Annotated in this window: 15 protein-coding genes; 1 reads left to right on the top strand and 14 read right to left on the bottom strand. The window is 64.5% G+C overall.

Going from position 1 to position 14,912, the window contains the following annotated elements; translation table 11 throughout:
- Positions 1 to 130: 130 nt before the first annotated feature.
- The 13 genes from CAG31_RS00730 to ccoN (CAG31_RS00670) all read right to left on the bottom strand — a co-directional run bounded on the left by CAG31_RS00730 (position 131) and on the right by ccoN (CAG31_RS00670) (position 13,169).
- The gene (locus CAG31_RS00730) at positions 131 to 814 is read right to left on the bottom strand and encodes a sulfite exporter TauE/SafE family protein (RefSeq protein WP_085577564.1); all 684 of its coding nucleotides are present in this window, start codon (positions 812 to 814) and stop codon (positions 131 to 133) included.
- On the bottom strand, positions 807 to 1,019 hold the full coding sequence (gene ccoS / locus CAG31_RS00725; protein ID WP_085577563.1) for a cbb3-type cytochrome oxidase assembly protein CcoS: 213 nt from the start codon (positions 1,017 to 1,019) through the stop codon (positions 807 to 809). The genes CAG31_RS00730 and ccoS overlap by 8 nt, the downstream gene beginning before the upstream one ends.
- Before the next feature lie 22 nt (positions 1,020 to 1,041).
- Positions 1,042 to 3,492: a heavy metal translocating P-type ATPase gene (locus CAG31_RS00720; protein ID WP_085577562.1), complete on the bottom strand. Its 2,451-nt coding sequence runs from the start codon at positions 3,490 to 3,492 to the stop codon at positions 1,042 to 1,044.
- Between the two features lie 123 nt (positions 3,493 to 3,615).
- On the bottom strand, positions 3,616 to 4,155 hold the full coding sequence (locus CAG31_RS00715; RefSeq protein WP_085577883.1) for a FixH family protein: 540 nt from the start codon (positions 4,153 to 4,155) through the stop codon (positions 3,616 to 3,618).
- An 11-nt stretch (positions 4,156 to 4,166) separates the two neighbouring features.
- Complete coding sequence (ccoG, locus tag CAG31_RS00710; protein ID WP_085577882.1) at positions 4,167 to 5,582, bottom strand: cytochrome c oxidase accessory protein CcoG; 1,416 nt, start codon at positions 5,580 to 5,582, stop codon at positions 4,167 to 4,169.
- A gap of 686 nt (positions 5,583 to 6,268) precedes the next feature.
- A complete protein-coding gene (ccoP, locus tag CAG31_RS00705) occupies positions 6,269 to 7,252 on the bottom strand; it encodes a cytochrome-c oxidase, cbb3-type subunit III (RefSeq protein ID WP_085577561.1) in 984 nt (327 codons plus the stop codon).
- Positions 7,249 to 7,434: a CcoQ/FixQ family Cbb3-type cytochrome c oxidase assembly chaperone gene (locus tag CAG31_RS00700; RefSeq protein ID WP_003175465.1), complete on the bottom strand. Its 186-nt coding sequence runs from the start codon at positions 7,432 to 7,434 to the stop codon at positions 7,249 to 7,251. The genes ccoP (CAG31_RS00705) and CAG31_RS00700 overlap by 4 nt, the downstream gene beginning before the upstream one ends.
- Before the next feature lie 6 nt (positions 7,435 to 7,440).
- Positions 7,441 to 8,049, bottom strand: coding sequence for a cytochrome-c oxidase, cbb3-type subunit II (ccoO, locus tag CAG31_RS00695; RefSeq protein WP_085577560.1), 609 nt, complete (start codon positions 8,047 to 8,049; stop codon positions 7,441 to 7,443).
- On the bottom strand, positions 8,049 to 9,491 hold the full coding sequence (gene ccoN / locus CAG31_RS00690; protein ID WP_085577559.1) for a cytochrome-c oxidase, cbb3-type subunit I: 1,443 nt from the start codon (positions 9,489 to 9,491) through the stop codon (positions 8,049 to 8,051). Before ccoN (CAG31_RS00690) ends, ccoO (CAG31_RS00695) begins: the two co-directional genes overlap by 1 nt.
- Before the next feature lie 480 nt (positions 9,492 to 9,971).
- A complete protein-coding gene (gene ccoP / locus CAG31_RS00685) occupies positions 9,972 to 10,925 on the bottom strand; it encodes a cytochrome-c oxidase, cbb3-type subunit III (protein ID WP_085577558.1) in 954 nt (317 codons plus the stop codon).
- Positions 10,922 to 11,122, bottom strand: a complete 201-nt coding sequence (locus tag CAG31_RS00680; protein ID WP_085577557.1) for a cbb3-type cytochrome c oxidase subunit 3 — start codon at positions 11,120 to 11,122, stop codon at positions 10,922 to 10,924. Before CAG31_RS00680 ends, ccoP (CAG31_RS00685) begins: the two co-directional genes overlap by 4 nt.
- Positions 11,123 to 11,125: 3 nt before the next feature.
- Positions 11,126 to 11,734 carry a cytochrome-c oxidase, cbb3-type subunit II gene (gene ccoO, locus CAG31_RS00675; protein WP_085577556.1) on the bottom strand — a complete coding sequence of 203 codons (609 nt, stop codon included), beginning with the start codon at positions 11,732 to 11,734 and terminating at the stop codon, positions 11,126 to 11,128.
- A 10-nt stretch (positions 11,735 to 11,744) separates the two neighbouring features.
- Positions 11,745 to 13,169 carry a cytochrome-c oxidase, cbb3-type subunit I gene (gene ccoN / locus CAG31_RS00670; RefSeq protein WP_085577555.1) on the bottom strand — a complete coding sequence of 475 codons (1,425 nt, stop codon included), beginning with the start codon at positions 13,167 to 13,169 and terminating at the stop codon, positions 11,745 to 11,747.
- A 96-nt stretch (positions 13,170 to 13,265) separates the two neighbouring features.
- Here ccoN (CAG31_RS00670) and CAG31_RS00665 point away from each other — a divergent pair, with 96 nt between their 5' ends.
- Positions 13,266 to 13,943: an alpha/beta family hydrolase gene (locus CAG31_RS00665; protein WP_085577554.1), complete on the top strand. Its 678-nt coding sequence runs from the start codon at positions 13,266 to 13,268 to the stop codon at positions 13,941 to 13,943.
- A gap of 144 nt (positions 13,944 to 14,087) precedes the next feature.
- Here CAG31_RS00665 and CAG31_RS00660 read toward each other — a convergent pair whose 3' ends face one another.
- Entirely contained in the window at positions 14,088 to 14,567 is a 480-nt protein-coding gene (locus tag CAG31_RS00660; protein WP_085577553.1) for a hypothetical protein, read from the bottom strand.
- Between the last annotated feature and the right edge of the window lie 345 nt (positions 14,568 to 14,912).

The raw sequence follows: 14,912 nt of genomic DNA, 5'->3' as shown, positions 1-14,912 counted from the left end.
GGCATTCCCCCGGATAGGCTGGCAGTGTCGGCGAGTCTAGGGGAGACGGCGAGGGGGCATCTTGATTTGCATCAAAGCCGGTCGGCGAGCCGGCCTGGAACCTGTGGGGAGGGGGCAAGCCCCTTGCCACTCAGTGGCCCATCAGCCAATGCTGATGCGGTCCGGGCAGGGTCCACAGGCCGAACAGCAGCACCAGCACACCGCCCGCCATACGTACGCTGCGCTGGCGCAGCAGCGCCGTGACCCGCTCGGCGGCCAGCCCGGTGGCCAGCAGCACGGGCCAGGTGCCGAGCCCGAAGGCGAGCATCAGCAGCGCGCTGTCCAGCGCATTGCCTTGGCTGGCCGACCACAGCAGGGTGCTGTAGACCAGCCCGCAGGGCAGCCAGCCCCACAGCGCCCCGAGCAGCAGGGCGCGGGGCAGGCTCGACACCGGCAGCAACCGGTTGGCCACAGGCTGGATATGGCGCCACAGCCCGCGGCCGAGGCTTTCGATGCGGGTCAGGCCGCTCCACCACCCGGCCAGGTACAGCCCCATGGCGATCAGCAGCAGCCCGGCCAGCACCCGCATGAACAGCGCGGCGGGGCTGTTGGCCACGGCCCAGCCCGCGAGGCCGATCAGCAGGCCGGCGGCGGCGTAGCTCAGGATGCGCCCCAGGTTATAGGCCAGCAGCAGGCGAAAGCGCCGGCTGCGCTGTTCCTTGGGGATTGCCAGGGTCAAGGCGCCCATCAGGCCGCCGCACATCCCCAGGCAATGCCCGCCGCCCAGCAGGCCGAGGATCAGCGCAGACACCAGCAGCGGCGCAAGCTCAAGCATGGGGCGGCGCCTTGTCGTCCGGCGGGGTCGCCTTGGCTTCGTCCACCGCGGCGGTGTGGTTCGGGTCCTGGTCGTCGAACAGGATGCTGTGGGCCGGGCCGTCGAGGTCGTCGTACTGGCCGCTGTCCACCGCCCAGAAGAAGATGTACACGGCGATGGCCACGATCAGCAGCGCGGCCGGGATCATTATGTAAAGAGCTGGCATCTGTACTCCATGCCCGCGCGGCTCAGGCCGGCAGCGGGCGGGTTTCTGACGTGGCGTGGACGGCCGGCGCGCCCGGCAGGCGGGTCAGGCGCAGGGCGTTGAGCACCACGGTCAGCGAACTGATCGACATGCCGACCGCCGCCCACACCGGGGTGATCCAGCCGAGGGCGGCGAACGGCAACATGAGGCCATTGTACAGCGCGGCCCACAGCAGGTTCTCGATGATCACCCGGCGTGTGCGGCGGGCCAGGGTGAAGGCCTGCACCAAGGCGTCCAGACGGTTGGAGAGCAGCACCGCGTCGGCGCTGGTCTTGGCCAAGTCCGTGGCCGAGCCCATGGCCACGCTGATGTCGGCGGCGGCCAGCACCGGCACGTCGTTGACCCCGTCGCCGAGCATCAGCACCTTGCGGCCTTCCTTGTGCAACTGCTGCAGCACCTGCAGCTTGTCGTCCGGGCGCAGGCCGCCGCGGGCCTCGTCGATGCCCAGCTCGGCGGCTACGCCGGCGACCATCGGCGAACTGTCGCCGGACAGCAGCAGCGTGCGCCAGCCCCGCGCCTTGCACGCGGCCAGCAAGGCCGGCGCATCGGCGCGCAGGCGGTCGTCGAGGACAAACCAGGCCAGCGGGCCTTGGGTGTCGCCCAGCAGCAGCCATTGGCCGGGCTCGTCCGGCATCGGCGGCACGCCGGCGCCGCTCAGGCCGCAGACGAAACCGGCCTGGCCGATCCGCAGCCGCTGTTCGCCGACCCGGCCTTCAAGGCCCAGCCCCGGCAGGCTGTGGACTTCCTCGGCGGCCAGCGGGGCGCGGCCGAAGGCCCGGGCGATCGGGTGTTCCGAGCGGTTCTCCAGGGCAGCGGCGAGGCTCAGGCAACGGTCGCCGTCCAGCGCGCCGAGAGGGCGCACCGCGCGCAGCATCAGACGTCCCTCGGTGAGGGTGCCGGTCTTGTCGAAGATCACCGTGTCGATCTGGTTGAGGCCTTCGAGCACATGGCCGCGGGTCAGCAGCAGGCCGAGCTTGTGCAGGGTGCCGGTGGCGGCGGTGAGCGCGGTCGGCGTGGCCAGGGACAGTGCGCAGGGGCAGGTGGCGACGAGCATCGCCAGCACGATCCAGAAGGCCCGCGACGCGTCCAGTTCCCACCACAGCAAGCCGATGGCGGCTGCGGCGATCAACGACAGCAGCAGGAACCATTGGGCGGCGCGGTCGGCGATTTCCGCCAGCCGGGGCTTTTCGGCCTGGGCGCGGTCGAGCAGGCGGACGATGGCCGACAGCCGGGTGTCCTGGCCCAGGGCCTGCACCTGCACGGTCAGCGCGCCCTCGACATTGAGGGTGCCGGCGGTGACCGCGTCGCCCACGCTGCGCGCCTGCGGCAGGTATTCGCCGGTCAGCAGCGACTCGTCGACGCTGGAGCGGCCGTCCAGGATCCGGCCGTCCGCCGGCAGGACTGCGCCGGGCGGCACCAGCACATGGTCGCCCAGGCACAGTTCGCTGAGCAAGATGCGCTCGCTCTGCCCGGCGGCGTCGAGCCGCAGGCACGAGGCCGGCAGCAGGTTCACCAGTTGCGCGGTGGCGGCGGCGGTGCGTTCTCGGGCGCGGCGCTCCAGGTAGCGTCCGGCGAGCAGGAACAGGGCGAACATGCCCACCGCATCGAAATACAGTTCGCCGACCCCGGTGATCGAGGTCCAGATCCCGGCGACGTAGGCCGCGCCGATGGCCAGCGACACCGAGACGTCCATGGTCAGGTGGCGGGTGCGCAGGTCGCGCATGGCGCCCTTGAAGAACGGTGCGCAGCTGTAGAACACGATGGGCGTGGTGAGGAACAGCGCGACCCAGCGCAGGATGGTGTGCAGCTCGGGGCTCAGGTCGATGTTGAACTCCGGCCAGGTGGCCATCGTCGCCATCATGGCCTGGAACCACAGCAGGCCGGCGACGCCGAGCTGACGCAGGGCCCGGCGGTTTTCGCCGGCCAACTGCTCGCTGGCGCGATCGGGCTGGTACGGGTGCGCGGCGTAGCCGATCTGGCGCAGTTCGGCGAGGATCCGGCTCAGCGGCAGTTGCGCGTCGGCCCAGCGCACGTGCAGGCGATGGTTGGACAGGTTCAGGCGTGCCTCGGCCACGGCCGGCAGCGTGCGCAGGTGTTTCTCGATCAGCCAGCCGCAGGCGGCGCAGCTGATGCCTTCCATCAGCAGCGTGGTTTCGGCCAGCTCGCCTTCGTGGCGCACGAACGGTTGCTGCACGTCGGCGCGGTCGTACAGCGCCAGTTCATCCACCAGTTGCACCGGCAGCGCCTCGGGGTTGGCCGAGGCTTCGCTGCGGTGCCGGTAGTAGCTGTCCAGGCCGCCGGCGACGATGGCTTCGGCCACGGCCTGGCAGCCGGGGCAGCAGAACTCGCGGGGCTCCCCGAGCACGACGGCGGTGAAGCGGCTGCCGGGCGGGACGGGCAGGGCGCAGTGGTAGCAGGGGAGTGGGGTGGTCATCAGGTGGAGTCTTTCATGTCCGGGAGGGCCTCATTGCGAGCAGGCCCGCTTCCACAGGTTCTGTGAACGCCGCAGATCCGGTGTGGGAGCGGGGCTGCCCGCGAATGCACTTCGCGCAGCCTTTTACTTGTCCAGGTCTTCCGCGCCTTGCAGCGGCTCGTCGCCCAGCAGCAGGTCCTTGTCGTGGCTGACCAGCTCTTCTTCGAACATGCGCCAGACGTGGTCGTCCTGGCTGCCGAGCAGCTCGACGAACCGGCGTCCTTCGATCTTGTCCGCCAGCTGGCCGATGTAGCGGCCGTTCTCGGCCTCGCTGCGGGTCAGGACGATCTTGCGGTCCTTTTCCGGTTGGGTCGGCGAGATCAGGTTCAGCTCCAGGGTCTTGGGTTGGCTATTGCCGCTCAGGCGCAGGTCGACCTCGCCGGTGACGCCGTCCAGGTGCACGCTGGCGCGCAGGTTCAGGGTCTGGGCCAGCAGTTCGCGGTCCAGCGAACGGTTGATGCCTTTGCCGGCCTCGTAGTAGTTGTCGTTGACCAGGTTGTCCGGGTGGTTCACCGCAATGGTCACCATGGACAGGGTCAGGGTCACCGAGCAGGCCAGGATCCCGATGATGATCCAGGGCCAGAGGTGCTTGTACCATGGGTTTGCGGCAGTGGCTGCGGGCATGTTCACTTCTCTCAACGGTTTTGTGGGCCGATGAATCGGCTCTTGGCTTCAACGTGGACGCTGTCGTCATCGGCGTCCTTGAGGATGAATTTCACCTCGTTGGTGCTCGACGGCAGTTGCTCCGGTGCGCTCGACAGCTCGACCGGCATGCTGAAGATTTCGCCGGCAGGCACCTTGATCTCGCGCTTGCCCTGCAGGCGCAGGTCCGGCAAGCCGGCGGCCTCCAGCACGTAGGTGTGGTCGCGCTGGTCCTTGTTCATGATCTTCAGGCTGTAGACGTTCTCGATCCGGCCTTCGGCGTTCTCGCGGTACAGCACGCGGTCCTTGCTGACGTCGAACCCGACCAGCGAGCGCATCAAGAACGCGGTCACCAGCAGGCTGATCATGGCCAGCAGCACCACGGCGTAGCCGATCAGGCGCGGACGCAGCTTGTGGGTCTTCTGTCCGGACAGGTTGTGCTCGGTGGTGTAGCTGATCAGGCCGCGCGGATAGTCCATCTTGTCCATGATGCTGTCGCAGGCGTCGATGCACGCGGCGCAGCCGATGCATTCGATCTGCAGGCCGTCGCGGATGTCGATGCCGGTCGGGCAGACCTGGACGCACATGGTGCAGTCGATGCAGTCGCCCAGGCCCTGGGCCTTGTAGTCCGTGCCTTTCTTGCGCGGGCCGCGGGTTTCGCCCCGGCGCGGGTCGTAGGAGACGATCAGGGTGTCCTTGTCGAACATCACGCTCTGGAAGCGGGCGTACGGGCACATGTAGATGCACACCTGCTCGCGCAGCCAGCCGGCGTTGCCGTAGGTGGCGAGGGTGAAGAACCCCACCCAGAAGTACGACCAGCCGTCGGCCTGGCCGGTGAAGAACTCGAACACCAGTTCGCGGATCGGCGAGAAGTAGCCGACGAAGGTCATGCCGGTGACGAAGCCGATCAGCAGCCACAGCGCATGCTTGGCGAACTTGCGCAGGAACTTGTTGGCGCTCATGGGCGCCTTGTCCAGTTTGATGCGCTGGTTGCGGTCGCCTTCGGTGACCTTCTCGCACCACATGAAGATCCACGTCCACACGCTTTGCGGGCAGGTGTAGCCGCACCAGACGCGGCCGGCGTACACGGTGATGAAGAACAGGCCGAACGCGGCGATGATCAGCATGCCCGACAGCAGGATGAAGTCCTGGGGCCAGAAGGTTGCGCCGAAGATGAAGAACTTGCGCTCCGGCAGGTTCCACCACACGGCCTGATGGCCGCCCCAGTCGAGCCAGACCGTGCCGAAGTACAGCAGGAACAGCACGGTGCCGCCCATCATCCGCAGGTTGCGGAACAGGCCGGTGAAGGCGCGGGTGTAGATCTTTTCTCGTGAGGCGTAAAGGTCGACGCTGGTGCTTGCGTTCTTGTTGGGGGGCGTGACGTCGTGTACCGGAATCTGGTTGCTCATCATTGCATCCCACGGCAGTGGAAAAATGCCTCGGTCGATGCGTGCCGACCGGGGTCAGAAAGGGGTGTTGCAGTGGCGCAATGATACGCCTGTCGCTCTGGCTCAAGGGTGCGACCTTTGGTCGCGTTGGGGAAAAATCTTGAATGGTGTAGCGAATGCAGCAAAGCATGATGCAGGTCAATTGACTATAGACGATTACGTCTGTCGACCTGGCGGTTGCCGGTGGAGCGCAGCACAGGTGCCGCGCTCCGTTGATCCCTGGAGTGATCAAGGAAGGTGACCGCCTCCCAGGCTGTCGAGCCCGCTGTTGCGGGGTTTCTTGCGGGGAGGCTTTCGGGGTTCGTCACTGTGTGCCCGGAAGGAAAGGGCGCCGAACTCCACCTTCGCCTCGATCAGGGGCGCAGGCCCTGGGTTCGGGATGTCGGTGTCTGCCATTGAGGGTGTCTTGCGTCGGGTCATCGAGTTGCTTCCTTGCAGCTTGATTGGTGGGTGTCGAATGTGGGTGCCGGCCCGCCATACGGGGACGGAAACTATCGTCTTAGCCGGTTCGGGCCCAATCAATTTGGGTTGCGAAATGTAAGGGGATTGAAGGCTGGTGAGCGCGCCACCCAGCGGTGACGGCCGCCTGGAACGAAAAAGCCCCGCCAGGGATCTGGCGGGGCTTTTTGTTGCAGCATGCGTCGGGATTACTCGGCCTGAGTTTCCGGCGCCTTTTCACCGTGGGACAGGCTGTAGACGTAGGCGGCCAGCAGGTGCACCTTGTCGTTGCCTTGCAGCTGTTCCTGGGCAGGCATCTGGCCCTGGCGGCCGTAGCGGATGGTCTGCTGCAGTTGGGCGAAGCTCGAACCGTAGATGAACGCCGCCGGGTGGGTCAGGTTGGGCGCGCCCATGGCAGGGGTGCCTTTGCCTTCCGGACCGTGGCAGGCCACGCAGTTGGCGGCGAACAGCTTCTGGCCGTTGGCCGGGTCGGCCTTGGTGCCTTCAGGCAGCTTGCGCCCGTCGAGGTTGGTCAGCACGAACGCGGCCACGTCGGCCACGCCTTGCTCGCCGATCACGTCGGCCCAGGCCGGCATCACCGCGTGGCGACCGCCCATGATGGTGGTCTTGATGGTTTCCGGCTCGCCGCCCCAGCGCCAGTCGGCGTCGGTCAGGTTCGGGAAGCCGTAGGCGCCCTTGGCGTCGGAGCCGTGGCAGACCGAGCAGTTGGAGGCGAACAGGCGGCCGCCCATCTTCAGGGCCTGGGGATCCTTGGCCACTTCTTCGATCGGCATGGCGGCGAACTTGGCGAAGATCGGACCGAACTTGGCGTCCGAACGGGCCATTTCCTTCTCCCATTCGTGCACGCCGGTCCAGCCGGTCTGGCCGTTGGCGAACGCGGTCTGCTTCTCGGTGTCGAGGTAGTTGTAGCCCGGCAGCAGGCCTTTCCAGTTGCCCAGGCCCGGGTACAGCACCAGGTAGCCCAAGGCGAAGACGATGGTGCCCACGAACAGCATGAACCACCATTTGGGCAGGGGGTTGTCGTACTCTTCGATCCCGTCGAAAGAGTGGCCGACGGTCTCGTCGGTCTGCTCGGCGCGCTGGCCCTTGCGGGTCGACAGCAACAGCCAGGTCAGGGAAAAGATCGTACCGAGACTGAGGACTGTGACGTACAGACTCCAGAATGTAGTCATTCTTTGTTACTCCTAGAAGCTTGCTCGACGTGCTTGATGGCTTCGGGATCATCCGCAAAAGGCAGCAAGGTCGCGTCTTCGAACTCTGACTTGCGCTTGGGGCTGAACACCCACAGCGCCAGACCGATGAAAGCCACCATTACGACAACGGTGCCCAGGCCGCGAATCATCCCGATATCCATGAAGAATCACCGTTTGCTTTTGATGATGGTGCCCAGGCCTTGCAGATAGGCCACCAGCGCGTCCATTTCGGTCTTGCCTTTTACGGCATCCTTCGCACCGGCGATGTCTTCGTCGGTGTAAGGGACGCCGAGCGAGCGCAGGACCTCCATTTTCTTGGCAGTGTCTTTGCCGTCGAGCTTGTTTTCCACGAGGAACGGGTAAGCCGGCATCTTCGACTCGGGGACGACGTTGCGCGGGTTGTACAGGTGCGCACGCTGCCAGTCGTCGGAGTAGCGGCCGCCGACGCGGGCCAGGTCCGGGCCGGTGCGCTTGGAGCCCCACAGGAACGGGTGGTCCCAGACGCTTTCGCCGGCGACGGAGTAGTGGCCGTAACGTTCGGTTTCGGCGCGGAACGGACGGATCATCTGCGAGTGGCAGCCGACGCATCCGTTGGCGATGTAGACGTCGCGGCCTTCCAGTTCAAGGGCGGTGCGCGGCTTCATGCCTTCGACCGGCTTGTTGGTGACATCCTGGAAAAACAGCGGGACGATCTGGGTCAGGCCGCCGACGCTGACGGCGATGACCATGAAGAAGGCCAGCAGGCCAATGTTCTTCTCAACGGCTTCATGCTTCATCAGTGAGCTCCAACGACAGCGATCTTGGCGGCGGCTTCGGCTTCAGCCGGGTTCGAGGCGCGCACGGTGCGCCATACGTTGTACGCCATCAGCAGCATGCCGCTGGCGAAGAACGCACCGCCCAGGGCGCGGACGATGAAGCCCGGATGGCTGGCCTGCAGCGCTTCGACGAACGAGTAGGTGAGGGTGCCGTCGTCGTTGATCGCACGCCACATCAGGCCTTGGGTGATGCCGTTGACCCACATCGAGGCGATGTACAGCACGGTGCCGATGGTGGCGAGCCAGAAGTGCGCGTTGATCAGGCCGGTGCTGTGCATCTGCGCGCGGCCGAACAGTTTCGGGATCATGTGGTAGATCGCGCCGATGGAGATCATCGCCACCCAGCCGAGGGCGCCGGCGTGCACGTGGCCGATGGTCCAGTCGGTGTAGTGGGAGAGCGAGTTGACGGTCTTGATGGCCATCATCGGGCCTTCGAAGGTCGACATGCCGTAGAACGCCAGGGAGACCACGAGGAAGCGCAGGATCGGGTCGGTGCGCAGCTTATGCCAGGCGCCCGACAGGGTCATCATGCCGTTGATCATGCCGCCCCAGCTCGGGGCCAGCAGGATGATCGACATCGCCATGCCCAGCGATTGTGCCCAATCCGGCAGCGCGGTGTAGTGCAGGTGGTGGGGACCTGCCCAGATATACAGGGTGATCAGGGCCCAGAAATGCACGATGGACAGGCGATAGGAGTAGATCGGACGCTCGGCCTGCTTCGGCACGAAGTAGTACATCATCCCCAGGAAGCCGGTGGTCAGGAAGAAGCCCACGGCGTTGTGGCCGTACCACCACTGGATCATCGCGTCGGTCGCGCCGGAGTAGGCGGAGTAGGACTTGAACAGGCTGACCGGCAGCGACATGTGGTTGACGATGTGCAGCATCGCGGTCACGACGATGAATGCGCCGTAGAACCAGTTGCCCACGTAGATGTGCTTGGTCTTGCGCTTGGTGATGGTGCCGAAGAACACCAGACCGTAGGTGACCCAGACAATGGCCAGCAGAATGGCCAGCGGCCACTCCAGTTCAGCGTATTCCTTGGTGGTGGTGAAACCCATCGGCAAGGTAATGATCGCGCCGACGATCACCGCTTGCCAGCCCCAGAAGGTGAAGGCCGCGAGGCTGTCGGAAATCAGTCGCGTCTGGCAGGTTCGCTGCACGACATAGTAGGAAGTGGCAAACAGTGCACATCCGCCGAAGGCAAAAATCACCAGGTTTGTGTGCAACGGGCGAAGGCGTCCAAAGCTCGTCCATGGCAGACCGAAGTTCAGTTCCGGCCAGACCAGTTGCGAGGCGATGAAGACACCGAGCCCCATGCCAAGGATCCCCCAGACCACCGTCATGATGGCGAACTGGCGGACTACCTTATAGTTATAAGCAGTCGGACTGATTGCTGTGCTCATTCTAAGGTTCCACGGTTTGGGTGTTTTATTAGGATTGAAATCGGCCGCAAGTATGGAGAAAGCAGGGGGTCAATGCAACGCGCCATGACCTGGGTCAATGCTTTCCAACGCTGATTCTGCGGCCTTTCCATGTTCCGCGTAGGGACAAAATCACCCTCGGGAAAAATGTCCCGGCGGAGCGGAAAAGTGATCGGTCCAGAGCACCTGTAACGGGGTGTGTTCAAAAGCCCGGTTCGGGCGACGGACGGCATTCGGCACGACAGCCGGTATTCACCGGCGCTTGCGGCCATCCCGTCAGCCGATTCGTCGAACACATCCGTTGGGGTCGACCTGGAACCGGCACGGACCGGTCCGCATCGAGCAAGCGTAGTCGTGAATCCGGGGATTCGAAAGGCAGGCGCCAGACAGGGTGCGACAATGGGTCGCAAAGGGGAAGGGAACTGCCGCATCCGGACGGAGGCGGCAGTGGAGGGGCAGGGACTACTCTTTTTTGCCTTCGGCTTGCAGGTTATCTGTATTCAGTTTGTGTGACAGGCTGTACACATAAGCGGCCACCAACTGCACTTTATCGTTGCCGAGCAGTTCGCTCTGTGCCGGCATGTGGCCCTGGCGGCCATGGCGGATGGTCTGCTCCAGTTGGGTCAGGCCGGTGCCGTAGATGAAGCCGGCCGGGTGCGTCAGGTTCGGCGCGCCCATGGCTTCGGTGCCCTGGCCGTTGGCCCCGTGGCAGGCGACGCAGGTGGTGCTGAATGCTTGCTGCCCGGCCTGCAGGTCGGCCTTGCTGTCCGCCGGCAGCGGCAGGCCGGCCAGGCTATGGCGCACGTACGCAGCGACATTCTTCACGCCGGCCTCGCCCAGCACTTCGCCCCAGGCCGGCATCGCCGCCATCCGCCCGCCCATGATGGTGGTCTTGATGGTGTCGGCGCTGCCGCCCCAGCGCCAGTCGCTGTCGGTCAGGTTGGGGAAGCCGAAAGCGCCCTTGGCGTCGGAGCCGTGGCACACCGAGCAGTTGGAGGCGAACAGGCGGCCGCCCATCTTCAGCGCCTGGGGATCCTTCGCCACTTCTTCCACCGGCATCGCCGCGAACTTGGCGAAGATCGGCCCGAACTTGGCGTCGGCCTTGGCCATTTCCTTTTCCCACTCATGCTCGCCGGTCCAGCCGTTCTCGTAGCCGGGCAGGATGCCTTTCCAGTTGCCCAGGCCCGGATACAGGATCAGGTAGCCCACGGAAAACACCAGGGTGCCGGCGAACAGCATGAACCACCACTGCGGCAGCGGGTTGTCATACTCCTCGATGCCGTCGAAGCTGTGGCCCATGGTCTGGTCGACGCTGCCTTTGGTCTCGCCCCGGCGGGTGCCGACCAGCAGCCAGGTCAGGCCGATCAGGCTGCCGATGGTCAGTACGCAGATCCACGTACTCCAGAAGGTGGTCATGGCCGGGTACTCCTTGTTGGTGCAGATTCTTGGGGGGTGTCGGGTTGCGGCTCGTCGGCGAACGGCAGCAGGCGCGCTTCGGCGAATTCCGGCTGGCGCTTGCCGTTGAACACCCACAGGGTCAGGCCGACGAAGGCCACGAACACGACAACGGTGCCCAGGCCGCGGATCAGCCCTGTGCTCATTTCAATGACCATGGCTCACCTCTTGCTCTTGATCGCAGTGCCGAGCACTTGCAGGTAGGAGACGAGCGCGTCCATTTCGGTCTTGCCCTTGAGGCTGGCCACTGCGCCGCCGATGTCGTCGTCGGTGTACGGCACGCCGAGGGTGCGCATGGCCTTGAGCTTGGTTTCGGTGTGGCTGCTGTCGACCGCTTGGGTCACGAGCCACGGGTAGGCCGGCATCTTCGACTCCGGCACCACGTTGCGCGGGTTGTACAGGTGCGCGCGGTGCCAGTCGTCGGAGTAGCGGCCGCCGACGCGGGCCAGGTCCGGGCCGGTGCGCTTGGAGCCCCACAGGAACGGGTGATCCCACACGCTTTCGCCGGCTACCGAGTAGTGGCCGTAGCGTTCGGTCTCGGCGCGGAACGGACGGACCATCTGCGAGTGGCAGCCCACGCACCCTTCGCGGATGTAGATGTCGCGGCCTTCCAGCTGCAGCGCGGTGTAGGGCTTCATGCCTTCGACCGGCTTGTTGGTCACGTCCTGGAAGAACAGCGGGACGATCTGGGTCAGGCCGCCGATGCTCACGGCGAACACCATCAGCAGCATCAGGAGGCCGACGTTCTTTTCAATCGTTTCGTGTTTCATGGCGGACTCCTCAGGCCATCTGCGCGGCGGCAACGACGTCTGCAGGCTGCGAGGCCCGCACGGTGCGCCAGGTGTTGTAAGCCATCAGCAGCATGCCGCTGAGGAAGATCGCGCCGCCGACCAGCCGCACGACGAAGCCTGGGTGGCTGGCCACCAGGGTCTCGACGAAGGAGTAGGTCAGGGTGCCGTCCTCGTTCACCGCACGCCACATCAGGCCCTGGGCGATGCCGTTGACCCACATCGAGGCGATGTACAGCACGGTGCCGATGGTGGCGAGCCAGAAGTGCGCGTTGATCAGGCCGATGCTGTGCATCTGCTCCTTGCCGAAGACTTTCGGGATCATGTGGTACAGCGCGCCGATGGAGATCATCGCCACCCAGCCGAGGGCGCCGGCGTGCACGTGGCCGATGGTCCAGTCGGTGTAGTGGGAGAGGGCGTTGACGGTCTTGATGGCCATCATCGGGCCTTCGAAGGTCGACATGCCGTAGAACGCCAGGGAGACCACGAGGAAGCGCAGGATCGGGTCGCTGCGCAGCTTATGCCAGGCGCCCGAGAGGGTCATCATGCCGTTGATCATGCCGCCCCAGCTCGGGGCCAGCAGCACCAGCGACATCACCATGCCCAGCGACTGCGCCCAGTCCGGCAGCGCGGTGTAGTGCAGGTGGTGGGGGCCTGCCCAGATGTACAGGGTGATCAGCGCCCAGAAGTGCACGATCGACAGGCGATACGAGTACACCGGACGTTCGGCCTGTTTCGGCACGAAGTAGTACATCATCCCCAGGAAGCCCGCGGTGAGGAAGAAGCCCACGGCGTTGTGGCCGTACCACCATTGCACCATGGCGTCGGTGGCGCCGGCGTACACCGAATAGGACTTGGTCAGGCTCACCGGCAACTCAAGGTTGTTGACGATGTGCAGGATCGCCACGGTGATGATGAAGCCGCCGAAGAACCAGTTGCCCACATAGATGTGCTTGGTGTTGCGCTTCATCACCGTGCCGAAGAACACGATGGCGTAGGCGACCCAGACGATGGTGATCAGGATGTCGATCGGCCATTCCAGCTCGGCGTATTCCTTGGAGCTGGTGTAGCCCAGCGGCAGGCTGATGGCCGCCAGCAGGATCACCAGTTGCCAGCCCCAGAAGCAGAACGCGGCGATCTTCGGCGCGAACAGTTGGGTCTGGCAGGTGCGCTGGACCGAGTAGAACGAACTGGCGAACAAGGCACAGCCGCCGAACGCGAAGATCACCGCGTTGGTGTGCAGCGGGCGCAGGCGGCCGAAGCTGGTCCACGGCAGGTTGAAGTTGAGTTCGGGCCAGACCAATTGGGCCGCGAGAAAAACCCCGAGGCCCATGCCGACGATGCCCCACACCACCGTCATAATGGCGAATTGGCGGACCACCTTGTAGTTGTAGGCGGTACTGATAGAAGTGTTCATGGTTCCCCATCCACGGTTCAGCCGAAGAGCACGCGCGTGCAGAAAAGCCGCGCGCCCTTCGCCTGGAGTTATAGGCAGACTAAAAGCGAGGCAAGCATGGACAAACAGCACAAGGCCAGTATTGACGGGGATCAATGGGCGCAGTGCGTGCGGGATCATGGATGGCTGTGGGACGCCGCCGCGGGCGAGGCTCACGCGACGTTGATCCTCGCCCATGGCGCCGGCGCGCCGATGGACAGCGACTGGATGACCGACATGGCCCGGCGCCTCGCCGCGCATGGCGTCAACGTGCTGCGTTTCGAATTCCCCTACATGGCCCAGCGCCGCGTCGACGGCGGCAAACGCCCGCCGAACCCGGCGGCAAAACTGCTGGAATGCTGGCGCGGGGTGTACGCCGACGTGCGACGACATGTCGCCGGCCCGCTGGCCATCGGCGGCAAGTCCATGGGCGGGCGCATGGCCAGCTTGCTGGCCGATGAGCTGGGCGCGGATGCGCTGGTGTGCCTGGGGTATCCGTTCTATGCGGCGGGCAAGCCTGAGAAACCGCGGGTCGAGCATCTGGCGGCTTTGAAGGCGCGGACGTTGATTGTTCAGGGGGAGCGGGATGCGCTTGGCAATCGCGAGACAGTCGAGGGGTATGCGTTATCGCCGAGTGTCGAGGTGTGTTGGCTGGCGGCGGGGGATCATGACCTGAAGCCGCTGAAGGCGTCGGGGTTCAGCCATGAGCAGCACTTGGCGACGGCGGCGGGGAAGGTGGCTGCGTTTCTTCGGTGAGCGTGAGGGCCTCCCACACGGGATCTGCGTCGTGCGCCTATCCCTGTGGGAGCCCGCCTGCTGGCGATGGCGTCAGCCCAGGCGCCGCCGTGTCGGGTCAAGACGTTCCTGACAGCGGCAAAGCGAAGTGGCCCTCACGATGCCTCAGCTTTCTTCCTTGTTAGTAAATTGCGTCAGGGTGAATTCCCCCTCCGGAAAAAGGCGATAGCCATGGCTTTTGAACAGTGCCTTGAAATTGCCTTTGACGACTTTTGTGACAAGGTTATATTCGCTGATCTCCAGGGTTGCCGAATCGGCATCCTCAGCATGGAAACCTTCGAACCCGGGCGGGGCGGGGATGGAGTGGACGTGTGTGCATGTGAGGCCATTTTCCAGGTTGTAGGTGCCGACGAGCGATTCGTCCCCCTCATAGGGCAGGGTGAAGCTGAAGCTGAAATAGTCCTCGGCTTCAGACGTCCCCGTTCCGCCGCTGATTGACCAGTAGTACTTGCCATCTCCGGGAAACAGGAACCTATAGAATTCGCTGAATTCAGCAGTCTTTTCGATATCACCGTAAGTCCACTTAAAAGAGCTGTCATGCTTGGCCTTGGGCTTTTTTGCGATCAGCAGGGTTTGCGCAGTCATTTGGGCACCTTCCTTCTCAGGTTTGGATGATGTTCGACCGACTGCTCTAACGGTCACGCACTTAATATCCACTGATAGGGCGGGCGTCTACTGTCAAACCTGACAGGTGTTTTGCCTGTGAAGGCGGCAGCCAGGCGACGTCAGAAGAGAGGCGTGTCTGGCGTTTTCATGCGCGTAAACATGATTTCGTGAGCGCGTTTAAAGTACACGAGGCGTTACGTCATAAGGGCCACAGTGCCTTGCGTCGTTGCCTACGCCTACGCCAGAATCCGCCGGCTTACGCGGCTTGGAGAGGGCTCTATCGTGTCCCTGTCACTGAGAAACAGTGATCGGGTTTGGTAGCCC

This window comes from Pseudomonas sp. R25(2017), assembly GCF_002112565.1.
In the GTDB taxonomy this organism is placed as follows: Bacteria; Pseudomonadota; Gammaproteobacteria; order Pseudomonadales; family Pseudomonadaceae; genus Aquipseudomonas; species Aquipseudomonas ekonensis.
The sequence above is the reverse complement of the archived record's forward strand: the minus strand, read 5'-3'. Positions and strand labels throughout refer to the sequence as shown.

Coding starts and splice junctions, on each gene's coding strand:
- CAG31_RS00730 (WP_085577564.1), bottom strand. CDS start 814: ATGCTTGAGCTTGCGCCGCTGCTGGTGTCTGCGCTGATCCTCGGCCTG.
- ccoS (WP_085577563.1), bottom strand. CDS start 1,019: ATGCCAGCTCTTTACATAATGATCCCGGCCGCGCTGCTGATCGTGGCC.
- CAG31_RS00720 (WP_085577562.1), bottom strand. CDS start 3,492: ATGACCACCCCACTCCCCTGCTACCACTGCGCCCTGCCCGTCCCGCCC.
- CAG31_RS00715 (WP_085577883.1), bottom strand. CDS start 4,155: ATGCCCGCAGCCACTGCCGCAAACCCATGGTACAAGCACCTCTGGCCC.
- ccoG (WP_085577882.1), bottom strand. CDS start 5,582: ATGAGCAACCAGATTCCGGTACACGACGTCACGCCCCCCAACAAGAAC.
- ccoP (WP_085577561.1), bottom strand. CDS start 7,252: ATGACTACATTCTGGAGTCTGTACGTCACAGTCCTCAGTCTCGGTACG.
- CAG31_RS00700 (WP_003175465.1), bottom strand. CDS start 7,434: ATGGATATCGGGATGATTCGCGGCCTGGGCACCGTTGTCGTAATGGTG.
- ccoO (WP_085577560.1), bottom strand. CDS start 8,049: ATGAAGCATGAAGCCGTTGAGAAGAACATTGGCCTGCTGGCCTTCTTC.
- ccoN (WP_085577559.1), bottom strand. CDS start 9,491: ATGAGCACAGCAATCAGTCCGACTGCTTATAACTATAAGGTAGTCCGC.
- ccoP (WP_085577558.1), bottom strand. CDS start 10,925: ATGACCACCTTCTGGAGTACGTGGATCTGCGTACTGACCATCGGCAGC.
- CAG31_RS00680 (WP_085577557.1), bottom strand. CDS start 11,122: ATGGTCATTGAAATGAGCACAGGGCTGATCCGCGGCCTGGGCACCGTT.
- ccoO (WP_085577556.1), bottom strand. CDS start 11,734: ATGAAACACGAAACGATTGAAAAGAACGTCGGCCTCCTGATGCTGCTG.
- ccoN (WP_085577555.1), bottom strand. CDS start 13,169: ATGAACACTTCTATCAGTACCGCCTACAACTACAAGGTGGTCCGCCAA.
- CAG31_RS00665 (WP_085577554.1), top strand. CDS start 13,266: ATGGACAAACAGCACAAGGCCAGTATTGACGGGGATCAATGGGCGCAG.
- CAG31_RS00660 (WP_085577553.1), bottom strand. CDS start 14,567: ATGACTGCGCAAACCCTGCTGATCGCAAAAAAGCCCAAGGCCAAGCAT.